This window comes from Ectothiorhodospira variabilis (assembly GCF_022227625.1).
Lineage (GTDB): Bacteria > Pseudomonadota > Gammaproteobacteria > Ectothiorhodospirales > Ectothiorhodospiraceae > Ectothiorhodospira > Ectothiorhodospira haloalkaliphila.
In genome coordinates this window covers 45164-71906 of sequence record NZ_JAJNAO010000002.1, presented here as the reverse complement: position 1 = coordinate 71906, position 26743 = coordinate 45164, and the positions used below count along the sequence as shown (strand labels likewise).

The 26743-nt window shown below is 63.6% G+C and carries 29 protein-coding genes; 17 read left to right on the top strand and 12 right to left on the bottom strand.

What is annotated here, in order from left to right:
- Positions 1-4 precede the first annotated feature (4 nt).
- From LPW30_RS02905 to LPW30_RS02895, 3 genes are all read left to right on the top strand, one after another.
- Positions 5-1414: an efflux transporter outer membrane subunit gene (locus LPW30_RS02905; protein WP_239680038.1), complete on the top strand. Its 1410-nt coding sequence runs from the start codon at positions 5-7 to the stop codon at positions 1412-1414.
- Positions 1415-1550: 136 nt separating this feature from the next.
- Complete coding sequence (locus LPW30_RS02900) at positions 1551-2465, top strand: ZIP family metal transporter (RefSeq protein ID WP_238623645.1); 915 nt, start codon at positions 1551-1553, stop codon at positions 2463-2465.
- Between the two features lie 116 nt (positions 2466-2581).
- Entirely contained in the window at positions 2582-3259 is a 678-nt protein-coding gene (locus tag LPW30_RS02895; protein WP_420796510.1) for a zinc metallopeptidase, read from the top strand.
- A gap of 56 nt (positions 3260-3315) precedes the next feature.
- Here the strand turns inward: LPW30_RS02895 and LPW30_RS02890 are convergent, their stop codons facing one another.
- From LPW30_RS02890 to LPW30_RS02870, 5 genes are all read right to left on the bottom strand, one after another.
- Complete coding sequence (locus LPW30_RS02890) at positions 3316-4332, bottom strand: M14 family metallopeptidase (RefSeq protein WP_239680037.1); 1017 nt, start codon at positions 4330-4332, stop codon at positions 3316-3318.
- Between the two features lie 10 nt (positions 4333-4342).
- Positions 4343-5779, bottom strand: a complete 1437-nt coding sequence (locus LPW30_RS02885; protein ID WP_025282385.1) for a glutamate-cysteine ligase family protein — start codon at positions 5777-5779, stop codon at positions 4343-4345.
- Between the two features lie 79 nt (positions 5780-5858).
- Complete coding sequence (locus LPW30_RS02880) at positions 5859-6290, bottom strand: hypothetical protein (RefSeq protein WP_025282384.1); 432 nt, start codon at positions 6288-6290, stop codon at positions 5859-5861.
- Positions 6291-6299: 9 nt separating this feature from the next.
- The gene (gene fabA, locus LPW30_RS02875) at positions 6300-6812 is read right to left on the bottom strand and encodes a 3-hydroxyacyl-[acyl-carrier-protein] dehydratase FabA (protein ID WP_025282383.1); all 513 of its coding nucleotides are present in this window, start codon (positions 6810-6812) and stop codon (positions 6300-6302) included.
- A gap of 78 nt (positions 6813-6890) precedes the next feature.
- Complete coding sequence (locus tag LPW30_RS02870; RefSeq protein WP_025282382.1) at positions 6891-7214, bottom strand: hypothetical protein; 324 nt, start codon at positions 7212-7214, stop codon at positions 6891-6893.
- Positions 7215-7398: 184 nt separating this feature from the next.
- On the opposite strand from LPW30_RS02870, the gene LPW30_RS02865 reads away from it, so the two are divergent.
- Positions 7399-8898 (top strand): basic helix-loop-helix domain-containing protein, encoded by a 1500-nt coding sequence (locus LPW30_RS02865; RefSeq protein ID WP_238623641.1) that lies wholly within the window; start codon positions 7399-7401, stop codon positions 8896-8898.
- 6 nt (positions 8899-8904) lie between these two features.
- Here the strand turns inward: LPW30_RS02865 and LPW30_RS02860 are convergent, their stop codons facing one another.
- Positions 8905-9336 carry a rhodanese-like domain-containing protein gene (locus LPW30_RS02860; protein ID WP_025282380.1) on the bottom strand — a complete coding sequence of 144 codons (432 nt, stop codon included), beginning with the start codon at positions 9334-9336 and terminating at the stop codon, positions 8905-8907.
- 87 nt (positions 9337-9423) lie between these two features.
- On the opposite strand from LPW30_RS02860, the gene LPW30_RS02855 reads away from it, so the two are divergent.
- The 10 genes from LPW30_RS02855 to mazG all read left to right on the top strand — a co-directional run bounded on the left by LPW30_RS02855 (position 9424) and on the right by mazG (position 17731).
- Positions 9424-10110, top strand: coding sequence for a TIGR04211 family SH3 domain-containing protein (locus LPW30_RS02855; protein ID WP_158407566.1), 687 nt, complete (start codon positions 9424-9426; stop codon positions 10108-10110).
- 268 nt (positions 10111-10378) lie between these two features.
- Entirely contained in the window at positions 10379-12682 is a 2304-nt protein-coding gene (locus LPW30_RS02850) for a putative monovalent cation/H+ antiporter subunit A (protein ID WP_238623639.1), read from the top strand.
- On the top strand, positions 12679-13116 hold the full coding sequence (locus LPW30_RS02845; RefSeq protein ID WP_026623541.1) for a Na+/H+ antiporter subunit B: 438 nt from the start codon (positions 12679-12681) through the stop codon (positions 13114-13116). Before LPW30_RS02850 ends, LPW30_RS02845 begins: the two co-directional genes overlap by 4 nt.
- Before the next feature lie 103 nt (positions 13117-13219).
- A complete protein-coding gene (locus LPW30_RS02840) occupies positions 13220-13567 on the top strand; it encodes a Na+/H+ antiporter subunit C (protein ID WP_025282376.1) in 348 nt (115 codons plus the stop codon).
- On the top strand, positions 13564-15063 hold the full coding sequence (locus LPW30_RS02835; protein WP_238623638.1) for a Na+/H+ antiporter subunit D: 1500 nt from the start codon (positions 13564-13566) through the stop codon (positions 15061-15063). Before LPW30_RS02840 ends, LPW30_RS02835 begins: the two co-directional genes overlap by 4 nt.
- Positions 15060-15536 carry a Na+/H+ antiporter subunit E gene (locus LPW30_RS02830; RefSeq protein ID WP_025282374.1) on the top strand — a complete coding sequence of 159 codons (477 nt, stop codon included), beginning with the start codon at positions 15060-15062 and terminating at the stop codon, positions 15534-15536. The genes LPW30_RS02835 and LPW30_RS02830 overlap by 4 nt, the downstream gene beginning before the upstream one ends.
- Positions 15537-15590: 54 nt before the next feature.
- On the top strand, positions 15591-15866 hold the full coding sequence (locus LPW30_RS02825; protein ID WP_025282373.1) for a monovalent cation/H+ antiporter complex subunit F: 276 nt from the start codon (positions 15591-15593) through the stop codon (positions 15864-15866).
- Positions 15859-16260 (top strand): monovalent cation/H(+) antiporter subunit G, encoded by a 402-nt coding sequence (mnhG, locus tag LPW30_RS02820; RefSeq protein WP_025282372.1) that lies wholly within the window; start codon positions 15859-15861, stop codon positions 16258-16260. The genes LPW30_RS02825 and mnhG overlap by 8 nt, the downstream gene beginning before the upstream one ends.
- A 55-nt stretch (positions 16261-16315) precedes the next feature.
- A complete protein-coding gene (locus tag LPW30_RS02815; RefSeq protein WP_025282371.1) occupies positions 16316-16882 on the top strand; it encodes a YfaZ family outer membrane protein in 567 nt (188 codons plus the stop codon).
- 45 nt (positions 16883-16927) lie between these two features.
- Positions 16928-17731: a nucleoside triphosphate pyrophosphohydrolase gene (gene mazG / locus LPW30_RS02810; RefSeq protein ID WP_128572028.1), complete on the top strand. Its 804-nt coding sequence runs from the start codon at positions 16928-16930 to the stop codon at positions 17729-17731.
- 96 nt (positions 17732-17827) lie between these two features.
- Here mazG and nadC read toward each other — a convergent pair whose 3' ends face one another.
- Entirely contained in the window at positions 17828-18670 is an 843-nt protein-coding gene (gene nadC / locus LPW30_RS02805) for a carboxylating nicotinate-nucleotide diphosphorylase (protein WP_026623540.1), read from the bottom strand.
- A 177-nt stretch (positions 18671-18847) separates the two neighbouring features.
- Between nadC and LPW30_RS02800 the strand changes: the two genes are divergently transcribed.
- Genes LPW30_RS02800 through LPW30_RS02790 form a run of 3 tightly spaced genes read left to right on the top strand, consistent with a single transcriptional unit; the run spans position 18848 to position 21143 of the window.
- Positions 18848-20359 (top strand): DUF1538 domain-containing protein, encoded by a 1512-nt coding sequence (locus LPW30_RS02800; protein WP_238623635.1) that lies wholly within the window; start codon positions 18848-18850, stop codon positions 20357-20359.
- Positions 20356-20703, top strand: a complete 348-nt coding sequence (locus LPW30_RS02795) for a P-II family nitrogen regulator (RefSeq protein WP_025282367.1) — start codon at positions 20356-20358, stop codon at positions 20701-20703. The genes LPW30_RS02800 and LPW30_RS02795 overlap by 4 nt, the downstream gene beginning before the upstream one ends.
- A gap of 50 nt (positions 20704-20753) precedes the next feature.
- On the top strand, positions 20754-21143 hold the full coding sequence (locus tag LPW30_RS02790) for a CBS domain-containing protein (protein WP_025282366.1): 390 nt from the start codon (positions 20754-20756) through the stop codon (positions 21141-21143).
- A 57-nt stretch (positions 21144-21200) separates the two neighbouring features.
- Here the strand turns inward: LPW30_RS02790 and LPW30_RS02785 are convergent, their stop codons facing one another.
- The 5 genes from LPW30_RS02785 to LPW30_RS02765 form a co-directional block, all read right to left on the bottom strand.
- Positions 21201-22817 (bottom strand): methyl-accepting chemotaxis protein, encoded by a 1617-nt coding sequence (locus LPW30_RS02785; RefSeq protein WP_025281863.1) that lies wholly within the window; start codon positions 22815-22817, stop codon positions 21201-21203.
- 245 nt (positions 22818-23062) lie between these two features.
- Complete coding sequence (locus LPW30_RS02780; RefSeq protein ID WP_025281864.1) at positions 23063-24370, bottom strand: DUF3422 family protein; 1308 nt, start codon at positions 24368-24370, stop codon at positions 23063-23065.
- A 10-nt stretch (positions 24371-24380) separates the two neighbouring features.
- Positions 24381-24818, bottom strand: a complete 438-nt coding sequence (locus LPW30_RS02775; protein ID WP_238623632.1) for an amino acid-binding protein — start codon at positions 24816-24818, stop codon at positions 24381-24383.
- Between the two features lie 24 nt (positions 24819-24842).
- Positions 24843-26177, bottom strand: a complete 1335-nt coding sequence (locus LPW30_RS02770) for a phenylacetate--CoA ligase family protein (RefSeq protein ID WP_025281866.1) — start codon at positions 26175-26177, stop codon at positions 24843-24845.
- Entirely contained in the window at positions 26178-26684 is a 507-nt protein-coding gene (locus LPW30_RS02765) for an indolepyruvate oxidoreductase subunit beta (protein ID WP_025281867.1), read from the bottom strand. It lies immediately after the preceding gene.
- Positions 26685-26743 lie beyond the last annotated feature (59 nt).

Below are 26743 nucleotides of genomic sequence, written 5' to 3'. Positions count from 1 at the left end.
CTTCATGACGATCAATACCGATAAACGTTTTGCCGCGGGCGCGGTGGTGTTGGTCGGTCTGCTTCTGGGCGGATGCGCCACCACGACGCCACTGACGGGGCCGGTTCTGGACATGCCCGAGGTCTACGGCCGCGATGCCCCGGAGGCGGTCCAGGTTCAGCCCGACTGGTGGCGGACCTTCGAGTCTCCGTTGCTGGAATCCCTGGTGCTGGAGGCCCTGGAATATAGCCCCGACCTGGCCATTGCCCGGGAACGGGTGGTGCAGGCGGAACTGCAACTGCGCAGCACCGGTGCCTCCCTGTTCCCGTCGGTGGACCTGTCCGGCGGCAGCACCTTCCGCGAGACGCGGACGGATGGGGGCGATACCGCCACCAGCCGTTCCAGCAGTCTGGCCCTGGGGGTGGGTTACGAGGTGGACCTGTGGGGTCGGCTGAGTGCCGGCGTGGACGCTGCCGAGGCCGGTCTGCAGGCCACCCGCCATGATCAGGAGGCCGTGCGCCTGAGCCTGGTGGCCGGGGTGGCCAGCGGCTATTTCCAGTGGCTGTCCCTGAACGAGCGGCTGCGTATCGGCCATCGGAACCTGGAAACCGCCGAGCGTCTGCTGGTCATCGTGGAATCCCGCCACCGCCATGGGGTGGCCACGGCCCTGGATGTGAGTCGCCAGCGCACGGCGGTGCTCAGTCAGCAGGCGTCCCTGGTGCCTTTGGAGGTGCAGGCTCGGCAGGCCCTGGCGGCGCTGGCGGTACTCAGTGGCCGGGCGCCCCAGGGGTTCGAGGTGGAACTTGAGTCCATCCAGGGTCTGGCGGTCCCCGAGGTGGGACCGGGACTGCCCTCGGAACTGCTGGTCCGGCGCCCGGACATCGCCGCCTCGGAGGCGCAGTTGCTGGCCAACCACGCCAATCTGCAGGTTGCTCGGGCGGCCCTGCTGCCCAGCATCCGCCTCACCGGCTCCGGTGGGCTGGCCAGTACGGCGCTGTTTTCCCTTGCCGATCCCACCCAGAGCCTGAGCCTGGGGGCCAGCCTGGCCCAGGTGGTGTTCGACGGCGGCCGCCTGCGGGCCCAGGTGGACAGCGCCGAATCCCGGCGACGGGAGGGGTTGGAGAGCTATCGGCGCACCGTGCTCATCGCCCTTCGGGAGGTGGAGGACGCCCTGGGGGACGTGGCCCGTCATGGGGAGCAGGAGCGGGTGCAGGAGGCCACCGTTGATGAGGCCGAGCGCAGCCTGAGGTTGGCGGAGTTGCGCTATCGGGAAGGGGCGGGGGATTTCACCAGCGTGCTGGATGCCCAGCGCACCCTGTTCCAGGCCCAGGAGCAGGCGGTCCAGCTGCGTCTGTCCCGCCTGGTGGCCGCCGTGGATCTGTACAAGGCCCTGGGCGGGGGCTGGCAAGGCCCTCGGATTGACGGTCAGGACTGATCCGCTAGCGCTACCGTATGGGCACGGAAAGACCACGGGCGATAGAAACCGTGGCCTTGCGCTCCCGTTGGATGAGGGGCTTGCCTGATCACGTTATCATGATGGGGTTATTTTGATCCCATTGATGGAATCTCGCATGAACCAATCCAAGGTGGAAGTGATTCAGGACGGCGCACGGGTGTCCTGGCCGGGCGTGACCATCTCGCTGGTGGTCCTGGTGCTGTTCATTCTCATGGTCTCGGTGACCTGGCCCCGGATCGAGGACTGGGTTTCGGGCATGGGAACCATCCAGATCGGCCTTCTCGCCAGTCTGGTGGCCGGGCTATTCACCGCCGTGGGGGCCATCCCCATCTTCTTCCTGCGCCGCATCCCCCAGTCGGTGGAGGATGCCATGATGGGCTTCGGCGCCGGGGTGATGCTGGCGGCCACCGCCTTTGAGTTGGTGCTGCCCGCCGTGGAGGGTGCCGAGGCTCAGTATGGCGCCGTGGGCATGGCCATCATGGTGCTGGCGGTGGGCATGGGACTGGGCGGCGGCTTCCTGTTGTTGCTGCACCGGCTGGTGCCCCATGAGCACTTCATGATCGGCCCCCAGAGCGGCGGCGATCCCATGAAGATCCGCCGCGTGTACCTGTTCATCTTCGCCATTGCCCTGCACAACCTGCCCGAGGGGCTGGCGGTGGGGGTGGGTTTCGGGGGGGATGTCAGTGACGGCATGACCCTGGCTGTGGCCATCGGCCTGCAGAACATGCCCGAGGGGCTGGTGGTCGCCATTGCCCTGTTGTCGCTGGGCTACAGCAAGGCCACGGCCTTCGGTGTGACCCTGTTGACCGGACTGGTGCAGCCGGTGGGCGGGCTGATCGGGGCGACGGCGGTTTCGGTGATGGAATTCCTGCTGCCCTGGGGGCTGGCCTTTGCGGCGGGTGCCATGCTCTTCGTGATCAGTCACGAGATCATCCCGGAATCCCATCGCAAGGGCCACGAGGCCAAGGCGACCCTGGGTGTACTGATCGGCTTCATCGCCTTGATCGCCATCGACCTGGCCTTGGGGTGACCGACCGCCCACGCCGGTACCGTCCAGCCCCCACACCCGGACGCGGGTTTCTTCGGTGACGGGCTGTGTCCGTTGTAGACTGATGCCGTGTGCATTCCGGGAGTGCGGCCGCCGTGGTGGTCTTTCTGGCTCTTACCCTGTTGCTGGCGTTGTTCTTCCTGCCGGCCTTCATTGCCCGTTCGGTTCTGCGTCATTACAGCGACGAGCGTGAGGATTTTCCGGGTACCGGCGGTGAGCTGGCGCGGCACCTGCTGGATCGGCGAGGCCTGAACGATGTGGTGGTGGAGGTGACCGAGGCGGGAGATCATTACGATCCCCAGGCCCGCGCCGTGCGTCTGTCGCCGCAGAACCACGATGGCCGTTCACTCACCGCCGTGACAGTGGCTGCCCACGAAGTGGGTCATGCGCTGCAGCATGCCGAGGGCTATGCGCCGTTGCAGATTCGTTCCACCCTGGCGCGTTCCGCCCAGCAGGCGGAACGCATCGGGGCCTGGGTGATGATGCTGGTGCCGGTGATGGCCGTTCTGACCCGTTCGCCGGTGGGCGCTGGTTTCGTGCTCCTGGTGGGGGTGGTTTCCTTCGGAGTGTCGGCCCTGGTGCATCTGGTGACGCTGCCGGTGGAGCTGGATGCCAGTTACCGCCGCGCCATGCCCATCCTGGCCATGGGCTACATTCCGCCCCGGGATCAGCGCGCCGCCCGGCGCATCCTCACTGCCTGCGCCTTCACCTATGTGGCCACGGCGTTGGCCTCGGTGCTGAATATGTGGCGCTGGCTGGCCTTGATCCGGCGTTGATGGGGGCTCTGCAGTCCAGTCTCCATGGGGACGTATTTGAATCCGTCCCCTGGCCCCTAACGGCTGGCTGGCGGTGCCATGCGCTCCATCAGGTAGCACAGGCAGTCCTGGCGGATGATGGTCTCGTCCAGGGTGAGCATGGAGGGCATCACCCGGCGGGTGAGCACGAGGCGGTCGCGGATGGTTTCGAAATAGCGGGGAGTGACGTCCACGCCCTGCTCGTCGTGGGCCAGCAGGTGCAGCGGCTGGCTTGAATTGACCCTGGCCAGCACGGTGCCCGATGGCAGTTCCCGAAAGTTCATGTGGTCCAGGTCCGGGTCGAAGATCAGCTCGGCCTCGCCAGGGGTGAAACTGATCTTCACGGAGTCGGGGACCTTCACCTGGGCAACCGTGTGGAACAGATCCAGGTCGTGGTGGGCCACCGGGGAATCAGGGATGTCCGCCAGATTCAGGCAGGCGTGGAGGTAATCCCGGGCATGCTCGATGCCGTGGGCGTCCTCCGGCTTGCCGCATTCCAGGGTGACTGCCGGGCAATGGGCGGCCAGGGCCATGGATTGCACGCCCCGGGGGCGAATGAAGTACACCACGGTCCGGCCAAACAGGGTGGCCAGCTGCAGGAAGCGGTTGTCCAGCCGGTTCACGCAGGCGTAGTGCGGGTTCAGGCCGGTATTGTTGTGCACGTCCACGCTGGCGAACAGCGGCGCCCGGGTCACGGTGTCCACCACCTGCCGCATCAGGTCGGTTTCCGCGCATTCCGGATGGTCGGTGCCCGGCCAGACGCGATTGAAGTCAGGCTGGCCCGGCAGGCGGCGCACGCCCTTTGCGGCGGCTTGCACATTGCCCACAAACAGGTAGAGGGAGCGGGGCAAGCCGGAGGCAGGCAGGTCTTGCAGCAGGGCTTGAACGGCCTGCAGGCCCACCGGCTCATTGCCGTGCAATAGTACGGAAATGAACAGCGGCGGCTCGCGCCGACCCTGGAGGTGAATCAGGGTGGGCGCCGGTAGCAGCTCATGGATCTGCCCGGGCGGGGTCTGGGTGAAGCCTTCGGGGAGTGTGTCGTAGTACTTGAGCATGGGATTGCCGTCAGGGCAGGGGCCATTGGTGGACCGGTTCGTCGGTCATCTGATGGAGGCGGTAGGCCCGGGTCAGGCCCGCCATGTCCCGGCCATGGGCCTTGACCCAGGCCCTTTGCCAGTGGCTGGCGGTGGCGCGGGCCTGCACCCGCTCGGCAACCACCTCCAGATAATGGTGGGCGTCGGCCTGTGCCACGCCCAGATGCTGCAGGCCGCGGCGGGCCCGGGGTAGCAGGTCCTTGAGGATCAATTCCCGGGCACTGATACGGTCCTTTGAATTCCAGTGCAGATGTGCCTCCAGGCCATGTCGGGCGGCCAGGTAGAAATTGTCCTTGGCGGTGGCGAAGTCAAGCAGGGCCTCGGCGCCCCCGGCGGAGCTCACCAGATCCTCCACCAGCCCGTAAAAGAAGGCCGCATTGGCGATGCTGTCGGTGAGCGTGGGGCCGGCGGGCATGACGCGGTGTTCGATGCGGATATGAGGTCTGCCGCTGGCTCCGAACCCGATCAGTGGCCGGTTCCAGCGCCAGATGGTGCCATTGTGCAGGCGCAGATGGGAAAAGGCCTCCGGCGGTGTGTCGCCACACATGGGCAGCAGAGGAGGGAAATGGTCCAGATTCTCCTGGAAGCACTCCATGATGGACTCGCGGGCATACCCGGAGCCGAAGCTCACGCGGCGCATGGGACCGCGCGCGGCATCCTGAAAGCCCCCGACCTCCACTGCCTGTTCAAACACCGGGATGCGCGTCTCTTCCCACAGATCCTTGCCGAACAGGTAGGGCGCATTGGCACTCAGCGCCACCATGGGGGCAGAGACCGCGATGGCGGCGTTGTACACCCGGTGAGCCACTTCCAACGGGGTTTGCAGATGAATCTGGAAAGACGTGGTGGCAGCCTCAAGCATCACATCCTTGTGGTCATGCACCAGGTGTTCCCGGCCGTTGATGTCCAGGTGCACCGGCCGGCCCTCGCGGGACTGGAACACCTGTCGATTCAGGGCCCGGTAACGTTTCATGGCGGACATGTTGTCCAGGCACAGGTCACGGGGCATGAGGGTGGGCAGAATGCCCATCATGAGGAAATGGGCATCCAGGGACTCGGCGGTGTCGCAGGCCCGTTCCCAGGTGGTGCGGATCTCCTGATGCAGGGCTGACAGCACGCGTTCACGGAGAGGGTGGACCTCGGTGTTGAGTTCCACGTTGAAACTGGCCAGTTCCGGAGTGGCCATGGGGTCGTCGAAACGGGCCAGAAAGCGCTCGTTGAGGCTGGCGGGTAACTCGTCGGGGGTCACCAGCCAGGCCTCGATCTCGAATCCGGCCATCGGCTCACCGGACTCAAAGTGGCCTTGCCTCGCCATTTCTCTGGCCAGGCGTGTCTCCTGGGTCACGAGTTCCCGAAACCGCTCGGCGTCACGGGGGGTAAAGCGGGTATTGTCGATTTCCTGGCCCACGGGCGTCACCGGATGGGGGATGCCTACCGATCGTGCTTGAAGGGCGGTGCCAGGTCAATCGGACACGGGCTGGAGGGGTTCACTCCTCCGGCGGGTCGTACTGGGACTCCAGCAAGTCGCCCCATGCCTTTTCATGATGTTCCATGAATTGCAGTAGTTCCTGGCGAAATTGCAGGATATCCTTCTCGAAGGCGGCGAAGTCTTCGCCGCCGTCCAGGACTTGCAGGCTGCGCTCCACGTGCAGAAGGCTATCGCGCAGGTTCAGGCTCGCCGCCATGGCCCCCTTGACCCGTTCCCGGGGCTGCGGGATCCAGCGCCGGTCGCGGGTGAGGGAGACCAGGTTTTCGCCCAGCTCCAGCCAGCGCTTGCGCAAACGGGGGAGGGTGCCGATCTTCGAGGTCTTTAAATCCCCCCAGAGACTGGTTTCCATCAACGCCAGCCAACGACTGCGCAGGCGCCCGACTGTCTCGGGGTTGAACTCGAAAGAGGCCTCGACGGCGCGCGGGTCCAAGGCCGGAGCCTAGAAGCCGTCGGTGGAGGTGAACAGGCCCACGCGCAGATCCTTGGCGGTGTAGATCAGGCGGCCATCCACAAAGACCTGGCCATCGGCGATGCCCAGCACCAGCTTGCGGGTGATCACGCGCTTGACGTCCACCTGGTAGTCCACCTTGCCGGCGGTGGGCAGGACCTGACCCGTGAATTTCACTTCACCCACACCCAGGGCGCGACCGCGGCCGGGGTTGCCGATCCAGGCCAGGTAAAAGCCCACCAGCTGCCACATGGCATCCAGGCCCAGGCAGCCCGGCATCACCGGGTCGCCGGGAAAATGGCAGCCGAAGAACCACAGTTCGGGGTTGATGTCCAGCTCGGCGCGCATCTCTCCCTTGCCATAGGCCCCCCCCTCGTCGCTGATGTGGGTCACCCGGTCCATCATGAGCATGTTCGGCACCGGCAGCTGGGCATTGCCGGGGCCGAACATCTGGCCATGGCCGCATTGAAGGAGTTCGTCGCGCTCGTAGCTGTTTTTTCGCATCGGGGGTTGGTCGGTCCTTTAGGGAGCCGCCTATTGGACCGGATTCGGTGAGGAGGCACAAGCCCCAGGGCGTCGGGTTCAGGCGTCCCAGCGCAATTGGGCCAGTTGCGAGCGGGTGAAGAAGCGGCCCTGGCGCATGAAGCCGGCCACAATGCCGTCCTTGAGCGCCGTGATGCGCCCCTGCTCGTCGCGCTCCACCACCCAGTGGTCGGGCAGTCCGTCCAGCAGATGAATGAGTGCCAGGCTGCCGTCGTCGTTTACCGACAGGTGCGTCTCATGGGTGTTGATGTCCTTGAATGCGGGGAGAAAGCCCAGCACCGCGGCCCCGGCCTTCATTTCGGGGAACTCACGATACGGTGCGTACTGGGCGCCAGCTTGCTGTTCCAGGTGGCTTCGGTTCATGGGGGCGTTCTCTTGGTATCCGTGGTCAAAGCTTCTCTCTCATCTTGGCGGCATGGCCGGAGAAAACTTTAGACACTGCCAAGCGGTGCCCTGATGCCCCATAATCTGGGCCCACTCGATCACAGCGTGCCCCGAATGTGTCACCGGATCTCACCTCCGACACACGGGCATTGGGGAGTTTTGCATGAGTCCTGATGGACTGATCGGCCTTTGGGCCGACAGCTTGAGCCTTTCCATCTTTATCTGGCTGGTTGTCCTGATACCGCTGGCCTACCTGGCCCGTGAGCAGGCCGAGCGGGTCATCCGGGCTTTTACCAGGATGCTGTCGTCCCTGTTGCGCCATGCGGGCAGGGGGGTAGGGCGGCGAGCCCAACGATTGCAGCGGTGGCGGCGAGATTACCTGCGCGGTGTGGAGGCGCGGCGCCTGGAGGGGCGCTTCGAGCAGGAGTATCAGGCCATTCATGCCCGCGTGAACCGCGATCTGGGCGGGTATCCTGCCCTGCAGCGGCGCATCAACGAGCAGATCAGTCAGCTGGAACGGGACTATCACACCGCCCAGGATCAGGTGCCTGAAGAGCCGTCGTGGGTGCGTACGGCCAATGCCCTGGCGGCGGCTCCGCCCAAGGGGGATCCGCGGGTGAGTCAGGTGCTGGAAGAGATGCATGACTCCCTGGCACGTTCGGCGCGTGATGCCCTGGAGGAATATCGCCGCTCCAGTCGCGATCGCATTGAAGCCTTGCGGGGGTTGCTGCCGGCCTGGCGTGAATTGAGTGATCAGTTGGGTCAGCTGGACCGCTCCGTGCGGGGGGTGCGTGATCACGCTCGTCGCATCGACGAGATGGTGATGCGTTTTCAACACCTCCAGCAGGGGCGAGTCCCCTCCCGCAGCCTCACCCTGGCCTCCACGGGAGTGCTGGCGTTCAGCAGTTTTCTTCTGGGGTTGCTTGCCTTGTGTGGTGTGGTGCTTTTTCACCTGCTGGAACGTCCCATGTGGGAGGTGCTGGGCGGCCTGCCCCGGGGCGATGGGGTGGGCTTGAGTCAACTGGCAGTGGCACTGCTGATCTTCATGGCGGTGTTTGCAGGGGCCATGATGAGCGAGACCCGGCAAGTGACCCGCATGATTCCGGCTTTTGGTGGTGTTGAGCCCCGGGTGAGGCGTCGTTTTTATCTGGCGGGGATGGTGGTGCTGGTCACCGTGGCCGTGCTCAGCGGTTCGCTGGCGGCCAGTCGGGGGCTCTACATGGCTCAGGAGGATGCGCTGGGGCTCTTGCTGCAGGGAGAACCGGACATGCTGCTGCCGGCGCTGGATTGGCTTTCCACGCTCACGCTCCTGCTGCTGGGGTTGTTGCTCACCTTCGTCCTGTCCCTGGGGGCCGTGCCGGTGCAGATGTTCATGCAGGCCCTGGGGGTGGTGACCGGGACCCTGGCGGTCTTCCTGCTGGAAATCCTCTCCGCCCTGTTGCTGTGGGTGTCCTGGGGCCTGACCCTGCTGGGCCGGTTGCTGCTGGCTCTCTACGAGTTGTGGATCTTCATTCCGGTCCGGATCGAGCGGGCCGTTCAGCGAGCGCGCAATTCTCGATCCGCGCCAGAGAAGCCCTTGGCCGTGATCACGCCCCCCTCGGATTCGCCCTCAGTCGCCCCCGGGGCCGAGGAAAGCCCGCCGGAGGGCGGCCGAGGGGCGTAATGGGTGTCAGCATTGCTCCCAGGGCAGGCCGTGGTAGCGCCAACCACCCACGCTGGAACGTTGGTGCTTGTCGTTGAGGTCGCCTTCAAAGCCCTCGCCCACGTGGAAAACCCTGGGCAGGCCGTCTTCCAGAAGGACTCGGCCAGCCTCCAGGGAGCGCTTGCCGCTACGGCAGATCAGGATGACCGGCGCGCCGCCTTCACCCTGATGCTGCCCGGAGGCGCCTCCCAGCAGCAGTTTGCGTACCTCAGTGGTAAAACGTGGGTTCAGGGTCCAGTCCGGTTCGTCCATCCAGGGGATGTGTACGGCACCTACCGGATGCCCCACGAACAGGAACTCCATGCTGGAGCGAATATCCACCAGCAGGGCCTTGGGGTCGGCCTGGAGCATGTCGTAGGCTTCCCGGGGTGAAAGATTGGCGGGTTCTTGATCGGGCATGGGCAGGATGATCCGTGATGGTTATGATGTTCGACTCTGACAAGTCTCCACGAATTTTGTGTTTGGTCAATGCAGAAGGATGATTCCGTGAAACGCGCCTTGCTTGCTGGTTCCGTCTGTGCCGTGGCTTTATCCATCACTCTGGTGGCCTTGCCGCCGGCGTTTGCGCAGTCCACCGCATACATCACTGATGATCTGCAAGTCGACGTTCGTCGTGGGCAGAGCCTGCAGCACCGGATACTGACTTTCCTCTCCAGCGGTACGCCAGTCACAGTGCTTGAGGAGGATGGCGATTACACGAGGATCCGAACCTCGGGGGGCACGGAGGGTTGGGTGCTGAGCCGTTACCTCATGGACCGCCCCCATGCCCGAGAGCAGTTGGCTGATGCCCGGGAGAGGGTGCAGTCCCTGGCGGCAGAGCGGGACCAGCTTGCCGCCGACCTTGAGGCTGCGCGTACACAGGGCGCCCGAGAAAGCGAGCGCGCTGACGAACTCATGGATCGAGTGTCGGAATTGGAAGCGGAATTGGAGCATTTGCAGGACATGGCGGCGGATCCCCTGCAGACGGCCCGGGAGAACGAAGAGTTGCGCCAGAGCCTGTCCCAGGAGCAGCAGCGGGTGAGCGATCTGCTGGATGAGAACCGTGCGCTGCGGGGTGATGAGCGTCTGAACTGGTTCCTCTACGGCGGCGGTGTGGCCATCGGCAGTCTGATCCTGGGGATCCTGCTCACCCGGGTCCGCCTGCGGCGCCGTCAGTCGGGATGGATAGATTGATCACCTTCGTTCGTCATTGATGCGGCGCATTAAAACGATTGATTTTGATCCAGGAAATGCTCTAGCATCTTCAATCTTGAGTGGGCAGCCTGCCCGGGCTGCTGGGCGCCCGGTCCACACCAGGATCGGGCTGGGGAATTCCCGGGCACACGATCCATACACCTGCAACCGAAAGGAGAAAGGCAGCCGCAGACAGCCCTTGTCGCGGCGCGGGGTCCTTGTCAGTCTGGAAATAATGGACCGCGTCACATCGCCGAAATAGATCGCCATGCTGCTCGCTATCCTATCCGGTTTCCTGCTAGCCACCGTCGCCCCCGCGGTCCATCGTCAGACCGGCATGAACAGTGGCTGGGTCCTGGCCATCCTGCCGGCTGCGTTGTTCCTTTATTTCCTCTCCTTCCTGCCGGCGGTGGGCAGTGGCGAGTCCATTGTCATCAGTTATCCCTGGGTGCCAGGGCTGGATATCCAGCTCTCCTTCCTGGTGGATGGCCTGAGTCTGCTGTTTGCCCTGCTGATCTCGGGGATCGGCTTCTTCATCGTGGCCTATGCCGGGCGGTACCTGGAAGGACACAAGGATCTGGGCCGGTTCTATGTGCTCATCCTCTCCTTCATGGCTTCCATGCTGGGCCTGGTGCTGTCCGACAATCTGATCTCCCTGTTCGTTTTCTGGGAACTGACCAGCATCACCTCCTACTTGCTGATCGGCTTCAACCATGAGGACGCCACGGCACGGCGCAGTGCCCTGCAGGGGCTGTTCGTCACCGTGGGGGGCGGGCTGGCGCTGCTCACCGGTCTGGTGATGATGGCGGTGGTCACGGGCAGCTACGAGCTCTCGGAAATCCTCTCTTCCGGTGATGCCCTGCGGGATCACGGCTGGTACGTGGCCATCGTCCTGCTGGTGTTGCTGGGGTGCTTCACCAAGTCGGCCCAGGTGCCGTTCCACTTCTGGTTGCCCCGCGCCATGGCGGCCCCCACGCCGGTATCCGCCTATCTGCATTCGGCCACCATGGTCAAGGCCGGCGTCTACCTGATGGCCCGCCTGAACCCCTCCCTGGGGGCCACCGACCTGTGGCTGATCCTGCTGGGGGTGTTTGGTGCGCTCACCATGTTCACCGGTGTGTTCATGTCCATTCGCTCCACGGGCGTCAAGCAGGTGCTGGCCTACTCCACGGTGATGGCCCTGGGCACGCTGACCATGCTCATCGGCGTGGGTACGGACACCGCCATCATGGCGGCCATGGCCTTCCTGTTGGCCCACTCCCTGTACAAGGGCGCGCTGTTCCTGATCGCCGGCATCCTGGACCACGAGGCGGGCTGCAAGGACTTCCTGCAAACGGGCGGGCTGCGCCATGCCTTGCCGATTACCGCCACCTTTGCCGCCATCGCTGCCCTGTCGCTGGGCGGGGTGATCCCCATGTTCGGGTTCGTGGCCAAGGAGCTTCTCTTCGAGGCCGTGCTCGAGGCCCCCAGCCTGTCGGGTCTGTTGTCCCTGCTGACCGTGGCCTCGGCCATCCTGGTGGTGGCTGTGGCCGCCGTGGTGGGTATCAAGCCCTACTGGGGGCCGCGGGTGGAAACGCCCAAGACGCCTCACCATGAGGCGCCCCCGGCCATGCTGGCGGGTCCCGCCGTGCTGGCTTCCCTGGGGCTGTTGTTCGGTCTGGGCGTGGCCATGGTGGATCGTGGCCTGCTGTCAGCGGCGGCCGGAGCCGTGTATGGCAGCCCGGTGGAGACCTATCTGAGCCTCTGGCACGGTTTCAACCTGCCGCTGATGCTGAGCCTGCTGAGCCTGGTGCTGGGCCTGACCATCTACTTCAATTGGGATCGTTTCCGCACTGCCACCGGCTTCATGGATGACCTCAAGCGCTTCGGGCCCGAAAGGGCCTACGACAAGGGCATGGATGGCCTGGTGTCGATCTCCGAATGGCAGACCCGCGTGCTGCAAAACGGTTACTTGCGTTATTACCTGCTGACCATCCTGCTGTCGACCGTGGCCCTGGTAACGTTCTCCATCGCGCGTGCTGGGGGGCTGGAGATACAGATGAGTCTTGCCGGCGTGCGCATCCAGGAGCTGGCCATCGTCGCCGTGCTGTTGCTGGCCGCGCTGGTCTCTGTGACCACGTCATCTCGCCTGGGTGCCGTGGCCTCGCTGGGCGCCGTGGGCTTCTCGGTGGCGCTGATCTACGTATTGTTCAGCGCGGCCGACGTGGGCATTACCCAGGTCCTGGTGGAAACCCTCACGGTGATCATGCTGGTGCTGGTCCTGTTCCGCCTGCCGGGTTTCCTGGGTCTGACCCCCCAGGCCTTGCGTATCCGTGACGCGGTGGTGGCCCTGGCGTTCGGGGTGATGGTGGCCCTGCTGTCCCTGGCGGCCAGTTCCACCCGCTATGCAGAGAGTATTTCGGAATACTTCATCCGCGAAAGCGAACCCTCGGGCTTCGGGCGCAACATCGTCAACGTCATCCTGGTGGATTTCCGTGCCCTGGATACCCTGGGGGAAATCGTCGTGCTGGCCCTGGCGGCGGTGGGCGTCTACGCCATGATCAAGCTGCGTGCTGAGGACAACCGGAAATGACCCGTGAGCTCAATATCCAGTCCCTGATCCTGAGGTCGGCATCGCAGTTGCTGTTGCCGCTGCTGCTGATGTTCTCGATATTCCTGCTGCTGCGCGGGCATGACGAGCCGGGCGGCGGTTTCATCGCCGGCCTGGTAGCCGCCTCGGCCATCGCCCTGCACATGTTTGCCCAGGACATCCATCAGGCCAAGCGGGTGCTGTATGCGGACCCTCGGGATCTGGTGGGCTGGGGGCTGGTGTTCGGTGTGATTTCCGGGGTGCCGGCCATCTTCAAGGGCCAGGCCTTCTTCACCTCCCAATGGCTGGAATTCACCATGCCAATCCTTGGGAAGATCAAGGTGGGAACGCCGCTGATCTTCGACATCGGCGTCTATCTGGTGGTGGTGGGCAGCGTACTGCTGATCCTGCTCACGCTGGCCGAAGCCGAAGACTGACCAACCGATCCTGAATTCATAACGCTATGCATGCATTGCAATCACAACGCCGGTCGCACCGGACGGCCCGACTCGGGCGCGTATCGGGGGCAAGGGGGCGCACATGGAAACCTTGATGGCCTTCGTGGTGGGGGGGCTGTTTGCCGCCGCCATCTACATGATGTTGCGCCGTTCCATCGTCAAGCTGGTGATCGGGCTGATCCTGCTCTCCAATGGCGCCAACCTGTTGCTGTTCACCCAGGCAGGGATGCTGCGCGGGGCACCGCCCCTGGTGCCGCTGGGGGCGACGCAACCCGAGGGGGTGGTGGCCGACCCGCTGGCCCAGGCCCTGATCCTCACCGCCATCGTGATCGGATTCGGCGTGCTGGCATTCGCCGTGGTGCTCATCCACCGTGCCTACGAGGTGGTGGAAGCCGACGATATGGACCAGATGAAGGATACTGACACATGAGGCCCGAGGTCGCGCTCCCGGTTGTCTTACCGCTGTTATTTGGTGCGATATCACTGGCGCTTTGGCGCTATCGCACCGCGCAGCGCGTCATCGGCGTGCTGGGCACCGGTACCCTGCTCGCCGCCGCAGTCTGGTTGCTGCTGGCCACCTGGCGCGATGGCGTGCTGGTCATGCACATGGGCAACTGGCAGGCCCCTTTCGGCATCGTGCTGGTGTCGGATCTGCTGGGTGCCATCATGGTGGTCCTGGCGGCCATCAGTGGTCTGGCCACAGCGGTGTACTCGCTCACGGCCATCAGCAAGCGCCACGAGCACTACGGCTATTATCCGCTGCTGCACCTGTTGCTGGCGGGCGTGAACGGCGCCTTCCTCACCGGTGACATCTTCAATATGTACGTGTGGTTCGAGGTGATGCTGGTGGCCTCGTTCGCGCTGCTCATTCTCGGTGGCGAGCGCGCGCAGATGGAAGGCGCCATCAAGTACGTCACGCTCAACCTGGTGTCGTCCGCCATTTTCCTGTCGGGCATCGGTCTGCTTTACGGTCTCACCGGCACCCTGAACATGGCGGACATCGCCGACAAGCTGGCGGATGTGGAAGACACGGGCCTCATCACCGTGATTGCGATGATGTTCCTGGTGTCTTTTGGCATCAAGGCGGGCGCCTTCCCGTTCTTCTTCTGGTTGCCGGCCTCCTATCACACACCCCAGGTGGCGGTCTCTGCCCTGTTCGCGGCCCTGCTCACCAAGGTGGGGGTGTATGCGCTGTTCCGGGTGTTCACGCTGATCTTCACCCAGGATGTGGGCTACACCCACGAGATCCTCCTGTGGGTGGCGGGGGCCACCATGCTCACCGGCGTGCTGGGTGCGGCGGCCCAGTATGAATTCCGGCGGATCCTGTCGTTCCACATCATCAGCCAGATCGGCTACATGATCATGGGGCTGGCGCTGTTCACGCCGCTGGCCCTGGTGGGCGGTGTCTTCTACATCATGCACCACATCATCGTGAAGGCGAATCTGTTCCTGGTCAGTGGCCTGGTGTATCGCCTCAAGGGCACGTATGAGCTCAAGGAACTGGGGGGCATGTACCGCAGCCACCCCATCCTGGGTCTGCTGTTCCTGGTGCCGGCACTGTCGCTGGCGGGGATTCCGCCCCTGTCGGGCTTCTTCGCCAAGTTCATTCTGATCCGGGCCGGTGTGGAGGCTGAATCCTGGTGGATCGTCTTCGTGGCTCTGCTGGTGGGTCTGCTGACGCTCTACTCCATGATCAAGATCTGGGCTGAAGTCTTCTGGAAGGCGCAGCCCGAGGAGCATGCGAACCGCCCGGCTCCCGGGCCCAAGGGAACTGGCGTCATGTACGGCACGATCGCCGTGATGGCCGCCATGACGGTGTTCATTGGATTTGGTGCTCAGCCCATCTATCTGATTGCAGAGCAGGCGGCGCATCAATTGCTTGACCCGCAGATCTACATTGAGGCGGTATTGGGGGATCGGTCATGATTGGACCTCTGGCGTGGAATATCCTGCTGGCCATGCTGTGGATGGGGTTCACCGGCAGTTTCACCGGCACCAACCTTTTCATTGGCCTGGCGCTGGGCTATCTGGTGCTTGCCTATGCTCTGCGCGGGATCCCGGCCTTCGCCAACTATGCCACCAAGGTGCCCAGGACAATCCGCTTCATCGGCTTCTTCCTGTGGGAGTTGATCCTCTCCAACCTGAAGGTGGCCTATGATGTGCTGACGCCCACGTATTACATGAAGCCGGGGGTGATCGCCTTTCCGCTGGAGGCCAGGACCGATGGCGAGATCACCATCGTCGCCAACCTGATTTCCCTGACACCGGGCACCCTGAGCCTGGATGTCTCCAGCGACCGCAAGGTGCTGTACATTCACGTGATGTACCTGGATGACGAGGCCGAAGTGGTCAAGAGTCTGCGCTACCTGGAACACCGCGCCCTGGAGGTGCTCAGATGATCCGTGCAACCACGACGGCCTTGCCCGCTCAATGCCATTCCCTGGGGGGCTACCATGCTTGAGGTCTCCATCTTTGTGTCCTACGTGATCCTGAGTATCGCCCTGGGGCTGACTTTCGTACGGCTGGTGATCGGCCCGAGTCTGCCCGACCGGGTGGTGGCTCTGGAGATGATCGCCACCCTCACGGTGGGCTTCATCGCTGTGTACACCCTGTCCAGCGGCGTGACCGCCTTCCTGGATGTGGCCATGGTGCTGGCCCTGACGGCCTTCCTGGCGGCGGTGGGCTTTGCGCGTCTGATCACCAAGGGGGGAGGGGTCCATCATGACTGATGTGGTGGTGAGCCTGTTTCTGTTGATTGGTGCCGGTTTCATGTTCGTGGCGGCCCTGGGGTTGCTGCGCATGCCCGATCTGCCCATGCGCCTCCACGCCACCACCAAGGCCGGCGCCCTCGGCGGTGGTCTGATGGTGATTGCCGTGGGTCTGGAGTTCTTCGGTGACGTGGCCGTGGCGGCCCGGGCGGCGGCGATCATCATCTTCATCGTGCTCACGGCCCCCATTGCCGCTCATTTGATCGGGCGTGCCGGGTACTTCGTGGGCCTGCCCATGTGGTCCAAGACCCTCAAGGACGAACTCAAGGATCGCTACGATCCCCAGAATCAGGTGCTGCTCTCGCCGGGGGAGGTTTCTTCGGAGGACAAGCCCGACCGTGACAAGGCCGAGTGAAACACCCCCGGCGCGGCCCGACCGCGACCACCTTCTTGATTGCCGAGGAATGACCATGCGACTCAGACTACTGACGGCCGCCGTGATGATGGGACTTGCCCCCGTAGCCGCGTCCAATACCCTGGATGCGTATCTGAGCAAGGATACGGCCCAGTTCACCTTCATCACCGATTCCGCCGCGATCGGCTTTGGTGGGGCGGATCTCTCCTTCGGGGTGTTCTTCAATGACGACAGCGACTACATGCTGACCACCGGCCTCAACGTGGTCGGCGTCCCCGCTGGCGAACAGCCGCTGACCTTCGGTGTGGGTGGCAAGGCGTACTTCGGCTTTATCGACACGCCGGACGATCGTTTCCAGTCCGTGGCCCTGGGCGGGGAAGTGCGCTACACCATTCCCGCCAACATGCCCATGTATCTGGCTGCCGAGGCTTACTACGGTCCCCGTGTGACCACCTTCGGCGATGCCCGGGATCTTCTGGATGCATCGGTCCGCTATGAACTGGAGGTCACGCCGGGTGCCCGTGGTTTCATCGGCTATCGCTATCTCGAGGCCGACATGGACCGGCGGCGCGATTACAAGATGGATGAGCACGTCCATTTCGGGGTTCGCTTCAACTTCTGACGCTGACCCGCTGCCATGCCGGATAAACCCTGCAAGGTCGGCTCCATGGATGAAGTGCTGGCCATCATGGCCCGCCTTCGGGATCCGCAGCGGGGGTGTGCCTGGGATCTGAAGCAGACCTTCGACTCCATCGTCCCGCACACACTTGAAGAAGCCTTTGAGGTCGCCGATGCCATCGAGCGTCGGGACTTCGATGAACTGCGCGGTGAACTGGGGGACCTGCTGCTGCAGGTGGTGTTTCACTCACGGATGGCCCAGGAAGAGGGCCGTTTTGACTTCCAGGACGTGGCCGCCACGCTGGCGGAGAAGCTGGTGCGACGCCACCCCCATGTCTTTGGCGACACCCGGTTCGAGTCCGAGGAGGCCCAGCATGCCGCCTGGGAGGCGGAAAAGGCCCGGGAACGTGCCGCAGGCCAGGGCGCGCCCGCTGATGGCAATGATGCCAGGGCCCTGCCTAGCCAGATGGACGGCATCGCCCGCACCCTGCCGGGCCTCAGCCGTGCCGCCAAGATCCAGAAGCGTGCCGCCCGGGTAGGGTTTGACTGGGACAACCCGGCACCGGTGCTGGACAAGATCCTTGAAGAACTGGATGAGGTACGCCAGGAGATGGCCGCCGGTGCCGGGCATGATCGCCTGGAGGACGAAGTCGGGGATCTGCTGTTCGCCGTGACCAACCTGGCCCGTCATCTGAAAGTGGACCCCGAGGCGGCCCTGCGGCGCACCAATCGCAAGTTCGAGTCCCGCTTTCGCTTCATCGAGCAGACCCTTGCCCGGGAGGGGCGCGCGGTGGAAGATCAGCCGCTGGAGGTTCTGGATGAGCTGTGGGAGAGGGCCAAGCGGGAAGGGTGACTTCAAGAAAGGAAAGGGGGCAGAGAAAAGGGGGCGGACGCCTTTTATGCCACGAACTCATCTTCCCGATGGGGGAGGGACCGTGGAGACCCCCCTCTATTCCTCCTCCAGACGCAGTGACAGGTCGACTGCCTGCACATGCTTGGTCAGACCGCCGATGGAGATCCGGTCCACCCCGGTGGCCGCGATGGCGCGGATGCTGTCCAGGTCCACGCCGCCGGAGGCTTCCAGCAGGCAGGCTCCGTTCACCAGGGCCACGGCCTCCTGCATGCCGTCCAGAGTGAAATCGTCCAGCATGATGATGTCCGCGCCTGCCTCCAGGGCCTGGCGCACCTCGTCCAGGGTCTCGGTTTCCACTTCCACCGGAACCTGATCGCCCAGATCACGGGCGCGCGTCACTGCTGCGGCGATGGACCCTGCGGCCATGATGTGGTTTTCCTTGATCAGCACGGCGTCATAAAGCCCCAGACGATGATTGTGACCACCCCCGCAGGTCACGGCGTATTTCTGGGCCAGGCGCAGCCCCGGCAGGGTCTTGCGGGTGTCCAGGATGTGTGCCCGGGTGCCAGCGACCGCTTCCACATACTCACGGGTGCGGGTCGCTGTGGCCGAGAGGGTCTGCAGGAAGTTCAGGGCGGTGCGTTCGCCAGTGAGGATGGCCCGGGAGGGGCCCGAGAGAGTGCACAGCCGGGTACCGGTGGGGATGATGTCACCATCCGCCACCTGCCACTGCACCCTGACATCGCCGTCGAGGGCCGCAAAGGTGGCGTCGAACCAGGCCTGACCACAGAGGATGGCCGTCTCCTTGCAGATCACGTGAGCGCGGCAGGTGGCATTCTCCGGGATGAGTTGTGCAGTCAGATCCCCGGGGCCGACGTCCTCGGCAAGGGCGATGCGGACAGATTCGCGGATGGCGCGGTCGGTTACAGGCAGTGTCATGGTTTGGAAAGTCATACAAGGATGGAGGACGGTGAGCATAACGCAAAGCATGGAGCCTGTAAGGCGTCCGTGCAGGTGCAGCATGGAGTCGAGCCATGCAATTACAGTATGCTCTCAAGGGGAAATCCTTCGCGGTACAACAACACACCATAACCCACGTTTCCAAAGCGCAGCCTCTTGAATCAGATCAAGGAATTCTACGAGCTTCTCAAGCACTCCTTCCGGAACCTGCTGCCCATCATCATTGTGGTAGCGATCTTCCAGTTTGCCGTCATGCAGCAGGTACCCGAAGGTTGGCTACCCATGGCAGTGGGCCTGCTGATCGTGGTGGTGGGTGTGGCCCTGTTCCTTCAGGGGCTGGAGATGGGGATCTTCCCCATCGGCAAGAACCTCTCCAACGAGTTTGCCAAGAAGGGCTCCCTGGCGTGGCTGATGATTTTTGGTTTTTGCCTGGGCTTTGCAGCGGTGGTGGCCGAACCGGCCTTGATCGCGGTAGCGAGTCAGGCGGAGATGATCAGTGGTGGCCATATCAGCGCCCTGGTGCTACGCCTGCTGGTGGCGGTATCCGTGGGGGCGGTGGTGGCACTGGGGATCGTGCGCATCATCCTCGGGCACAGCCTGCATTGGTACATGATCATCGGCTATCTGCTGGTGGTGATCATCACCTTCTTCGCGCCCGAAGAGATCGTCGGCCTGGCCTACGACTCCGGGGGCGTGACCACCAACATCGTCACCGTACCCCTGATCGCCGCCCTGGGCATCGGGCTTGCCGTCTCCATTCGCGGACGCAACGCACTCACCCATGGCTTCGGGCTGGTGGGCCTGGCGGTGATGGTGCCCATGATCGCCGTGCAGCTCTATGGCATCGTGGTGTACACCCTGGGGGACCCGGAGATGGTCCGAGGGGCAGCTCCCCTGGCCGAGGCGGTGGAAGACGAAGTGGTCAGCCGGGTAGGGGGCAGCGTGTTGCTGGGCATGCTCACGGACCTGCTGGTGATGTTTCGTGATGTGTTGCCCATCATTGCGGTGGTGCTGCTCTTTCAGTATCTGGTGATCCGCAAGGGCATCGCCCATGTGCACAAGGTGATGGGCGGTTTTGTTCTGGTCATCTTCGGCCTCTATGCCTTTGTGGTGGGTTTGAAGCTGGGCCTGTTCCCCATCGGTCGCAGCATGGCGGAACAGTTGATCACCCTGGATGGCTTCCTGTTCGTGTATCTGTTTGCCTTCAGTATCGGCTTTGCCACCACCATGGCTGAGCCTGCCCTGATCGCCATTGGTCAGAAGGCGCAGGAGGCGGGCAAGGGCAAGCTCAATGGCAACACCATCCGCCTGCTGGTGGCCATGGGTGTGGCCGTGGGGATCACGCTGGGCGTGCACCGGATCATCGTCGGTGACTCCATCCATTACTACATCATGGGTGGGTACGCGGTGGTGATCCTGCTCACCGTGCTGGCGCCACGCTATATTGTCGCCCTGGCCTACGACCTGGGTGGGGTGACCACCTCGGAGGTGACCGTGCCCCTGGTGACCGCCCTGGGCATAGGCCTGGCCACCCACATTGAGGACCGCAATGTGCTCATTGATGGTTTTGGTCTGATCGCCTTTGCGTCGATCTTCCCGATCATCAGCGTGATGCTCTATGCTATCGCCGTTGAACTCGCCAATCGCTGGAGGCAGCAACCGTCATGAAGTTTGCCGTACTGGTGGCCATCCTGGCCGACAACCTGGAAGAGAAGGCCATTGACGTGGCTCGCAAGGCGGGGGCAGGGGGCGTGACCATCCTCGATGCCCGGGGTATCGGCGGCAAGGAGAAGAAGACCTTCTTCGGGCTGACCTATGAAGGCAGTCAGTCGGCGCTTGTCTTCGTGCTGGAGAAAAAGCTGTCCCTGGCTGTGATGAAGGCCCTGCGCGATGAGCTGGAATTGAAATCCCACTCCCATGGCGTGGTCTTCACGGTACCCCTGGAGCATATCGCGGGTATCGACCTGAGTCAGGTAGAGCGCTTTGAGGAACGCATCAAGGATGACCTTTAGACCTGACCGTTGCCCCACGGCCGTCCTCTCACACTACCCAGAGGTTATTCATGCTGGTTAAAGATCTCATGGTCAAGAACGTGGCGACGATTTCCCCGCTCGCCACCATCCGCGAGGCCATGCAGGAAATGAAGCGCCATCGGGTCAAGTCCCTGGTGGTGGACAAGCAACACGCCCATGACGCCTATGGGATCATCACCTACACCACCATCTTGCGTACCATCGTTGCGGAGGAGGGGGACATTGACCTCATCAATGTCTACGACGTGTGCTCCAAACCCGTCATCACCGTGCCGGCGGAGATGGAGGTGAAGCATGTGGCGAGGCTGATGGTCCTGCAGCGCATTCGTCGCATTGTCGTGCTGAACGATAATGAACTGGCGGGCCTTGTCACCATGAACGACATCGTTTCCGCCATCGTGGACATGTCGGAGCATTAAAAAAACCCTGGGATGGCCTGGCCATCCCAGGGTGATGGGCACGGGGCCGTGGTGTTCTCACACCTTGAAGCGGCCCACCAGATCCTGAAGTTCATTGGCCAGTCGAGACAGTTGCTCGGAGGCGTGGGTGGTTTCCCTCGCGCCCTGAGCGTTCTCCTCGGCGGCATCGGAGATGCTGGTCACGTTCCGGTTCATCTCCTCGGCCACGGCGCTCTGCTCTTCGGCTGAACTGGCCACCTGCGTATTCACGTCGTTGATGGTGCTCACCGCCTGGGTGATGGAATCCAGGGAGTGACCCGCCTCGGCGGCGCTGTCGCGGCTGGACTGGGCATACTGCCGACTCTCCTCCATCACCACCACGGCGCGCTGGCTGGTCTGCTGCAGGCGCTCGATCATCTCCTGAATCTCCTGGGTGGAGCTCTGAGTGCGGGTGGCCAGTGAACGCACCTCATCGGCCACCACAGCGAATCCGCGCCCGGCCTCGCCGGCGCGGGCGGCCTCGATGGCCGCGTTCAGGGCCAGCAGGTTGGTCTGTTCGGCAATTCCGCGGATGACGTCCAGCACCTTGCCGATCTGTTCACTGTCCTTGTCCAGGTCACGGATGACATCGGCGGCTCGCTGCACCTCTTCAGCCAGTTTTTCGATGCGATCCATGGTGCCGGCCACCACGTCCTTGCCCCCCATGGCTGCGCCATGGGCGTCACGGGTGGCATCGGCCCCCTGCTGGGCACTGCGGGCCACCTCCTGGGCCGTTGCATTCATCTCGTTCATTGCGGTGGCCAACTGGTCCACCTCCGAGCGCTGCCGGCTCACACCGGCATCGGTGCGCTCGGTGATGGCGGCCAGGTCCGAAGCGGCCCGGGCCAGATGAGCGGTGGAGTCCAGCACCCGGCTGATCAGGTCGCGGAAGTTGTCCATCATGGCGTTGAAGGCCTGGGAGGCTTCACCAATCTCATCGTTGCCCTTGACCTGCAGGCGATGGGAGAGATCACCATCTCCTTCAGCGATACCCTTGAGCCCCCGGGTCATGTCGTTGAGGGGGCGCGTGACGAAACGGCGCACGAACAGGAACAGGAATACCAGCACCGGGATGCTCACCAGGATGGCCAGCAGGGTGATGCTCCAGCCAAAACGTTGTACGGCCGTGTTCACATCATCCAGGCGGATCTGCATGCTCGTGGCACCAAGCACGTCTCCCTCGGCGGCCAGCGCATGGCAGGAGGTGCAGTTCTTGCCCAGGTATTCACGTTCGTTGTAAACCGGCAGGACGGCCCTCAGGGTACTGCGGTCTTCCGCAAGCCGGATATGGGGCTCGCCGGTCTCGAGTACGCGCCGCTCCACCGCGTCCTGCGGACGTTCGTGTTCCGTGCCCTCCCCATACTGCCTGGAGACCGGTTCGCCGCGCAGGACGCGAAGGTCGGTGACGCTCTGGAGTTCGACGATCTGCTCGAGGAATTCCTCCCGCCGATGGGTGGTGCCGGTGATCATCATGGTGGTCAGGCCTGCCATGGTCATCTCGTGAATGGTGGACGAGAAGCCTTCTGCCTGCTCGATGGCGGTACTGCGTTGCTCGTGGATGGCCCACAGGATCATGCCGGCCCAGGCGGGCAGGAGTATCAGTCCCATGGCACCTACCAGGCGGACCCATATCGGTAGGTCAGAAATGCGTCGCATTGCGATTCCCCGTTGGCTGCCAGACCCTTGGCAGGATTTTTCGTGTCCGGCTCAGTATATCGGCAGTGACAGCCGCAACTTGATCGTCATCCATCCCTGATGGATGCGCCGGCTGTTTGGGCCGATAAGGGGTTCCCTTCGCGCATGGTGGGCCGTGCTTCGCGAGTATGATGCCACGTGCGCCAGGTGGACGCCGTTGATGGGGGTCAACCTTCCACCGGGACGTTTATCCCGGCAACCGCGTTTCAGTGTTCGCTCTTTTCGTCTCCGAGGATGCGTCGCTTCACCCGCTGCAGGAACATCCAGGCGCTGAAGACCACCAGCGGGGTGGCCAGACCCATCCCCAGGGCCGGGCTGATGGGCACGCCCTGACTCTCCAGACCCTTGAGGGCATAACCCACCAGGCCCACGCCATAGTAGCTGATGGCAATCACGGACAGCCCCTCCACGGTGTCCTGCAGCCGCAGTTGCAGGCTGGCACGACGGTCCATGGATTCCAGGAGGTTGCGGTTCTGGGCCTGCAGGCTCACCTCCACACGGGCCCGCAGCAGGGCGGTCAAGCGCGCTGCCCGCTCGGCCAGCCCCCGTTGCCGGTCACCCACAGACTCGCAGGTGGCTACGGCCGGTGCCAGTCGGGCCTCGAGAAATTCCGTGAAGGTCTGCAGCCCCTCGATGCGCTGCTGACGCAATTGTTGAAGACGCTGCTGCACCACCCGGTAATAGGCCCGGGAGGCCTCGAAACGGTAGGTGGTCTGGGCGGCCACGGCCTCGATCTGGGAGGCCAGGTGGGTGAGGTCCGCCAACAGTTCCCCCTGGGTTTCGCCGGAGTTGTGGCTGTTCTGTTCGGTCATGCGGGCCGCCAGTTCGGCCAGGCGGCGGTCGGCGGTGCCCAGGGAACGGCTGGCCTTGCGGGCCATGGGCAGTCCCATGAGTGACATGGCCCGATAGGCGTTCACTTCCAGGATGCGCTTGATCAGCCGCCCGGCCTGGGCATCGGTGAGGTTATCGTTGCGCAGCAGGATCCGGGCAAAGCCATCCGAATGGATACGCAGGTCCGACCAGGCCCGGCCCTTGCCACCCACCACCTCGGAACCGATGAGGATATTGCCACCAAACAACCCGGAGATTTCATCCAGGCTGCGCTCGGGCATGTCGGCGGAATCCATGGCCAGTGTGACGGCGGCAATCAACTCACCGGGGGAGTTCTCCAGCCAGTTGCTCGGCAGGCGCTCGATGACCGGATGGTCGAATGGGTGTGTGAATGGGCCGCAGTGAGTGAAGGTATAGGTGACAAACTCCGTGTGCCGTTCCCAATGCAGCCGGATATCCCCGAGATTCGCCACATGGTACTGCCCCACCTGCTCCGGAATGGGTGCACCGAAGTGCTCCAGCAGACGGTGCAGGTGGCGGGTGTTGATGCCGCTGCCCCGTTCGCCGCACAAAAACGCCAGGTGCGACACCCGTGCCGGCGCCTGGGTGGGCTCGAAGGTACGGGCGTGCAACTCACCGTTGAGGGCACGGCGCAGCGCATGTTCCTTGAAGGGCAGTTTCATGGGGCTGGGTTCATTCCACGGCGGCGAAGAGTTCTTCCGCCTCGATGAGATGAATGCCGGCACCCTTCAATTGCGCGATGGCTCGATCCGGCTGTTCGAACCGGAAGATCAAGGCAGCGCGGTCATTACGGCGCAGCGGGAAGGCGTACATGTATTCGATCTTGAGGTCCGCCCGTCCGGCCACCTGCAGCACTTCGGCGAGACCGCCGGGACGATCTTCCACGTCCACGGCCACCACCTCGGTGAGCTTGACCACCCAGCCGGCCTCCTTGAGGACCTGTTCGGCCTTCTGCCAGTCGCGCACGATGATGCGCAGGATCCCGAACTCGGCGGTGTCGGCCAGCGAGAGATTGAGCAGGTTGATGCCCTGTCGGGACAGCAGTTCCAGGGGTTCGGCCAGGTGTCCCGGGCGATTTTCCAGAAAGACGGAAAGCTGTTGCAGCTTCATGGGATGTGATGCTCCTGTGACGACTTACAGCGAACGGTTGTCGATCACCCGCTTGGCCTTGCCCTCGCTGCGGGCAATGGTGCGCGGTTCCACCAGGCGCAGGCCGACACGGATGCCCACGATGTGCTCGATGGCCTTGGCCAGGGCGGCCCGCACATCCTCCAGGGCCCGGACCTTGTCGCTGAACACCTCCGGCGTGACTTCCACCTCCACGGCCATCTGATCCAGCCCGTTTTCGCGGGTGAGGATGATCTGGTAGTGGGGCAGGGTGCCTTCCACCTGCAGCAGCGCGGCCTCCACCTGGGAAGGGAAGACGTTGACGCCGCGGATGATGAACATGTCGTCGGAGCGCCGACCCACGCGGCGGAAGCGCCGCGTGGTGCGTCCGCAGGGGCAGGTCTCGGGGATGATGCGGGTGATATCCCGGGTGCGGTAGCGGATGATGGGCATGGCCTGCTTGCTCAGGGTGGTGAGCACCAGTTCCCCTTCCTCGCCATCGGGCAGCGGCTCGCCGGTTTCCGGGTCGATGATCTCGGGATAGAAATGATCCTCGAAAACATGCAGGCCGTTCTGCTCCGAGCATTCACTGGCCACGCCGGGGCCGATGATCTCGGACAGGCCATAGATGTCGTAGGCCTTGATGCCGGCACCTTCCTCGATATGGGTGCGCATGGCATCGCTCCAGGGCTCGGCCCCGAAGATGCCGGTGTGCAGCGGCAGGTCGCGCATGTCCATGCCCATGTCGTGGGCACGTTCGATGATGTGGGTGAAATAGCTGGGCGTGGCGCACATGGCGGTGACGGAGAAGTCCTTCATCACCATCAGCTGGCGTTCGGTGTTACCGCCGGAGACCGGAATCACCGTGGCCCCCAGGGACTCGGCCCCGTAGTGGGCACCCAGGCCACCGGTGAACAGGCCATAGCCGAAGGCGTTTTGTACCACATCGCCCCGGTGCAGACCGCAGGAGGCGAAGGTACGGGTCATCACCTCGGCCCAGACCTCCAGGTCCTCCCGGGTGTAGGCCACCACGATGGGCTTGCCGGTGGTGCCGGAGGAAGCGTGCAGGCGCACGATGTCGCTCATGGGGCTGGCAAACAGACCAAAAGGGTAGGTGTCGCGCAGATCCAGCTTGGTGGTGAAGGGCAGGTGGGCGACATCGGACAACTGCTTGATGTCCTCGGGCGCCATGTCCTTTTCCTGCATCCGCGTGCGGATCAGCTCCACGTTGTCGTAGGCGCGCTTCACCACGGCCCGCAGGCGTCTGAGCTGCACCTCGCGCAGTTTGTCCTCGGGCAGAAAATCCGGCGCACTGGCCGGATGGAAGCCACCTTCCACATCGTTCCAGCGTTCTTTGAGCATTTAAACCCCCTCGGTCTCTTTCGCGCGGCCCATCTTTTGTCCCACTTCACGCCCGAGGGCAAAGGCCTGCTCGTTGACCGTGTGCAGTTTTTCGGCAAGACAGGTATGGATGGAGCGGATCCACTGGTCCTCATCGAAGTCCAGCATCACCGACAGGGCCCCCAGGATGGCCACGTTCAGGCTCTTGCGGTTGCGCAGGGCGCCCTCGGGAATGGCCTCGGGGGCGATGAGCACGCCACCGGGCTTGAGCCAGCCCCGGTTGATGTCCACCTGGCTGGACTCGAACACCAGCAGGAAGTCCGCCTCGCCCATGGGCACCATGGGGCTCAGTACCTTCTCCCCGAAACGCACGTCGCTGGTGACCGAGCCACCCCGCTGACTCATGCCATGCACTTCGCTCTTCTTGACCTCGAAACCGGCATTGAAGGCGGTGGTGGAGAGCAGATCCGATGCCTTGACCACGCCCTGGCCCCCCAGGCCGGCAAGTACGATATTGGTGACAGCCATTGCTGATCCTCTGAATTCTTTGGGTAAGTATGGAAGAAAGCCGGGATGCGTCGCGACGG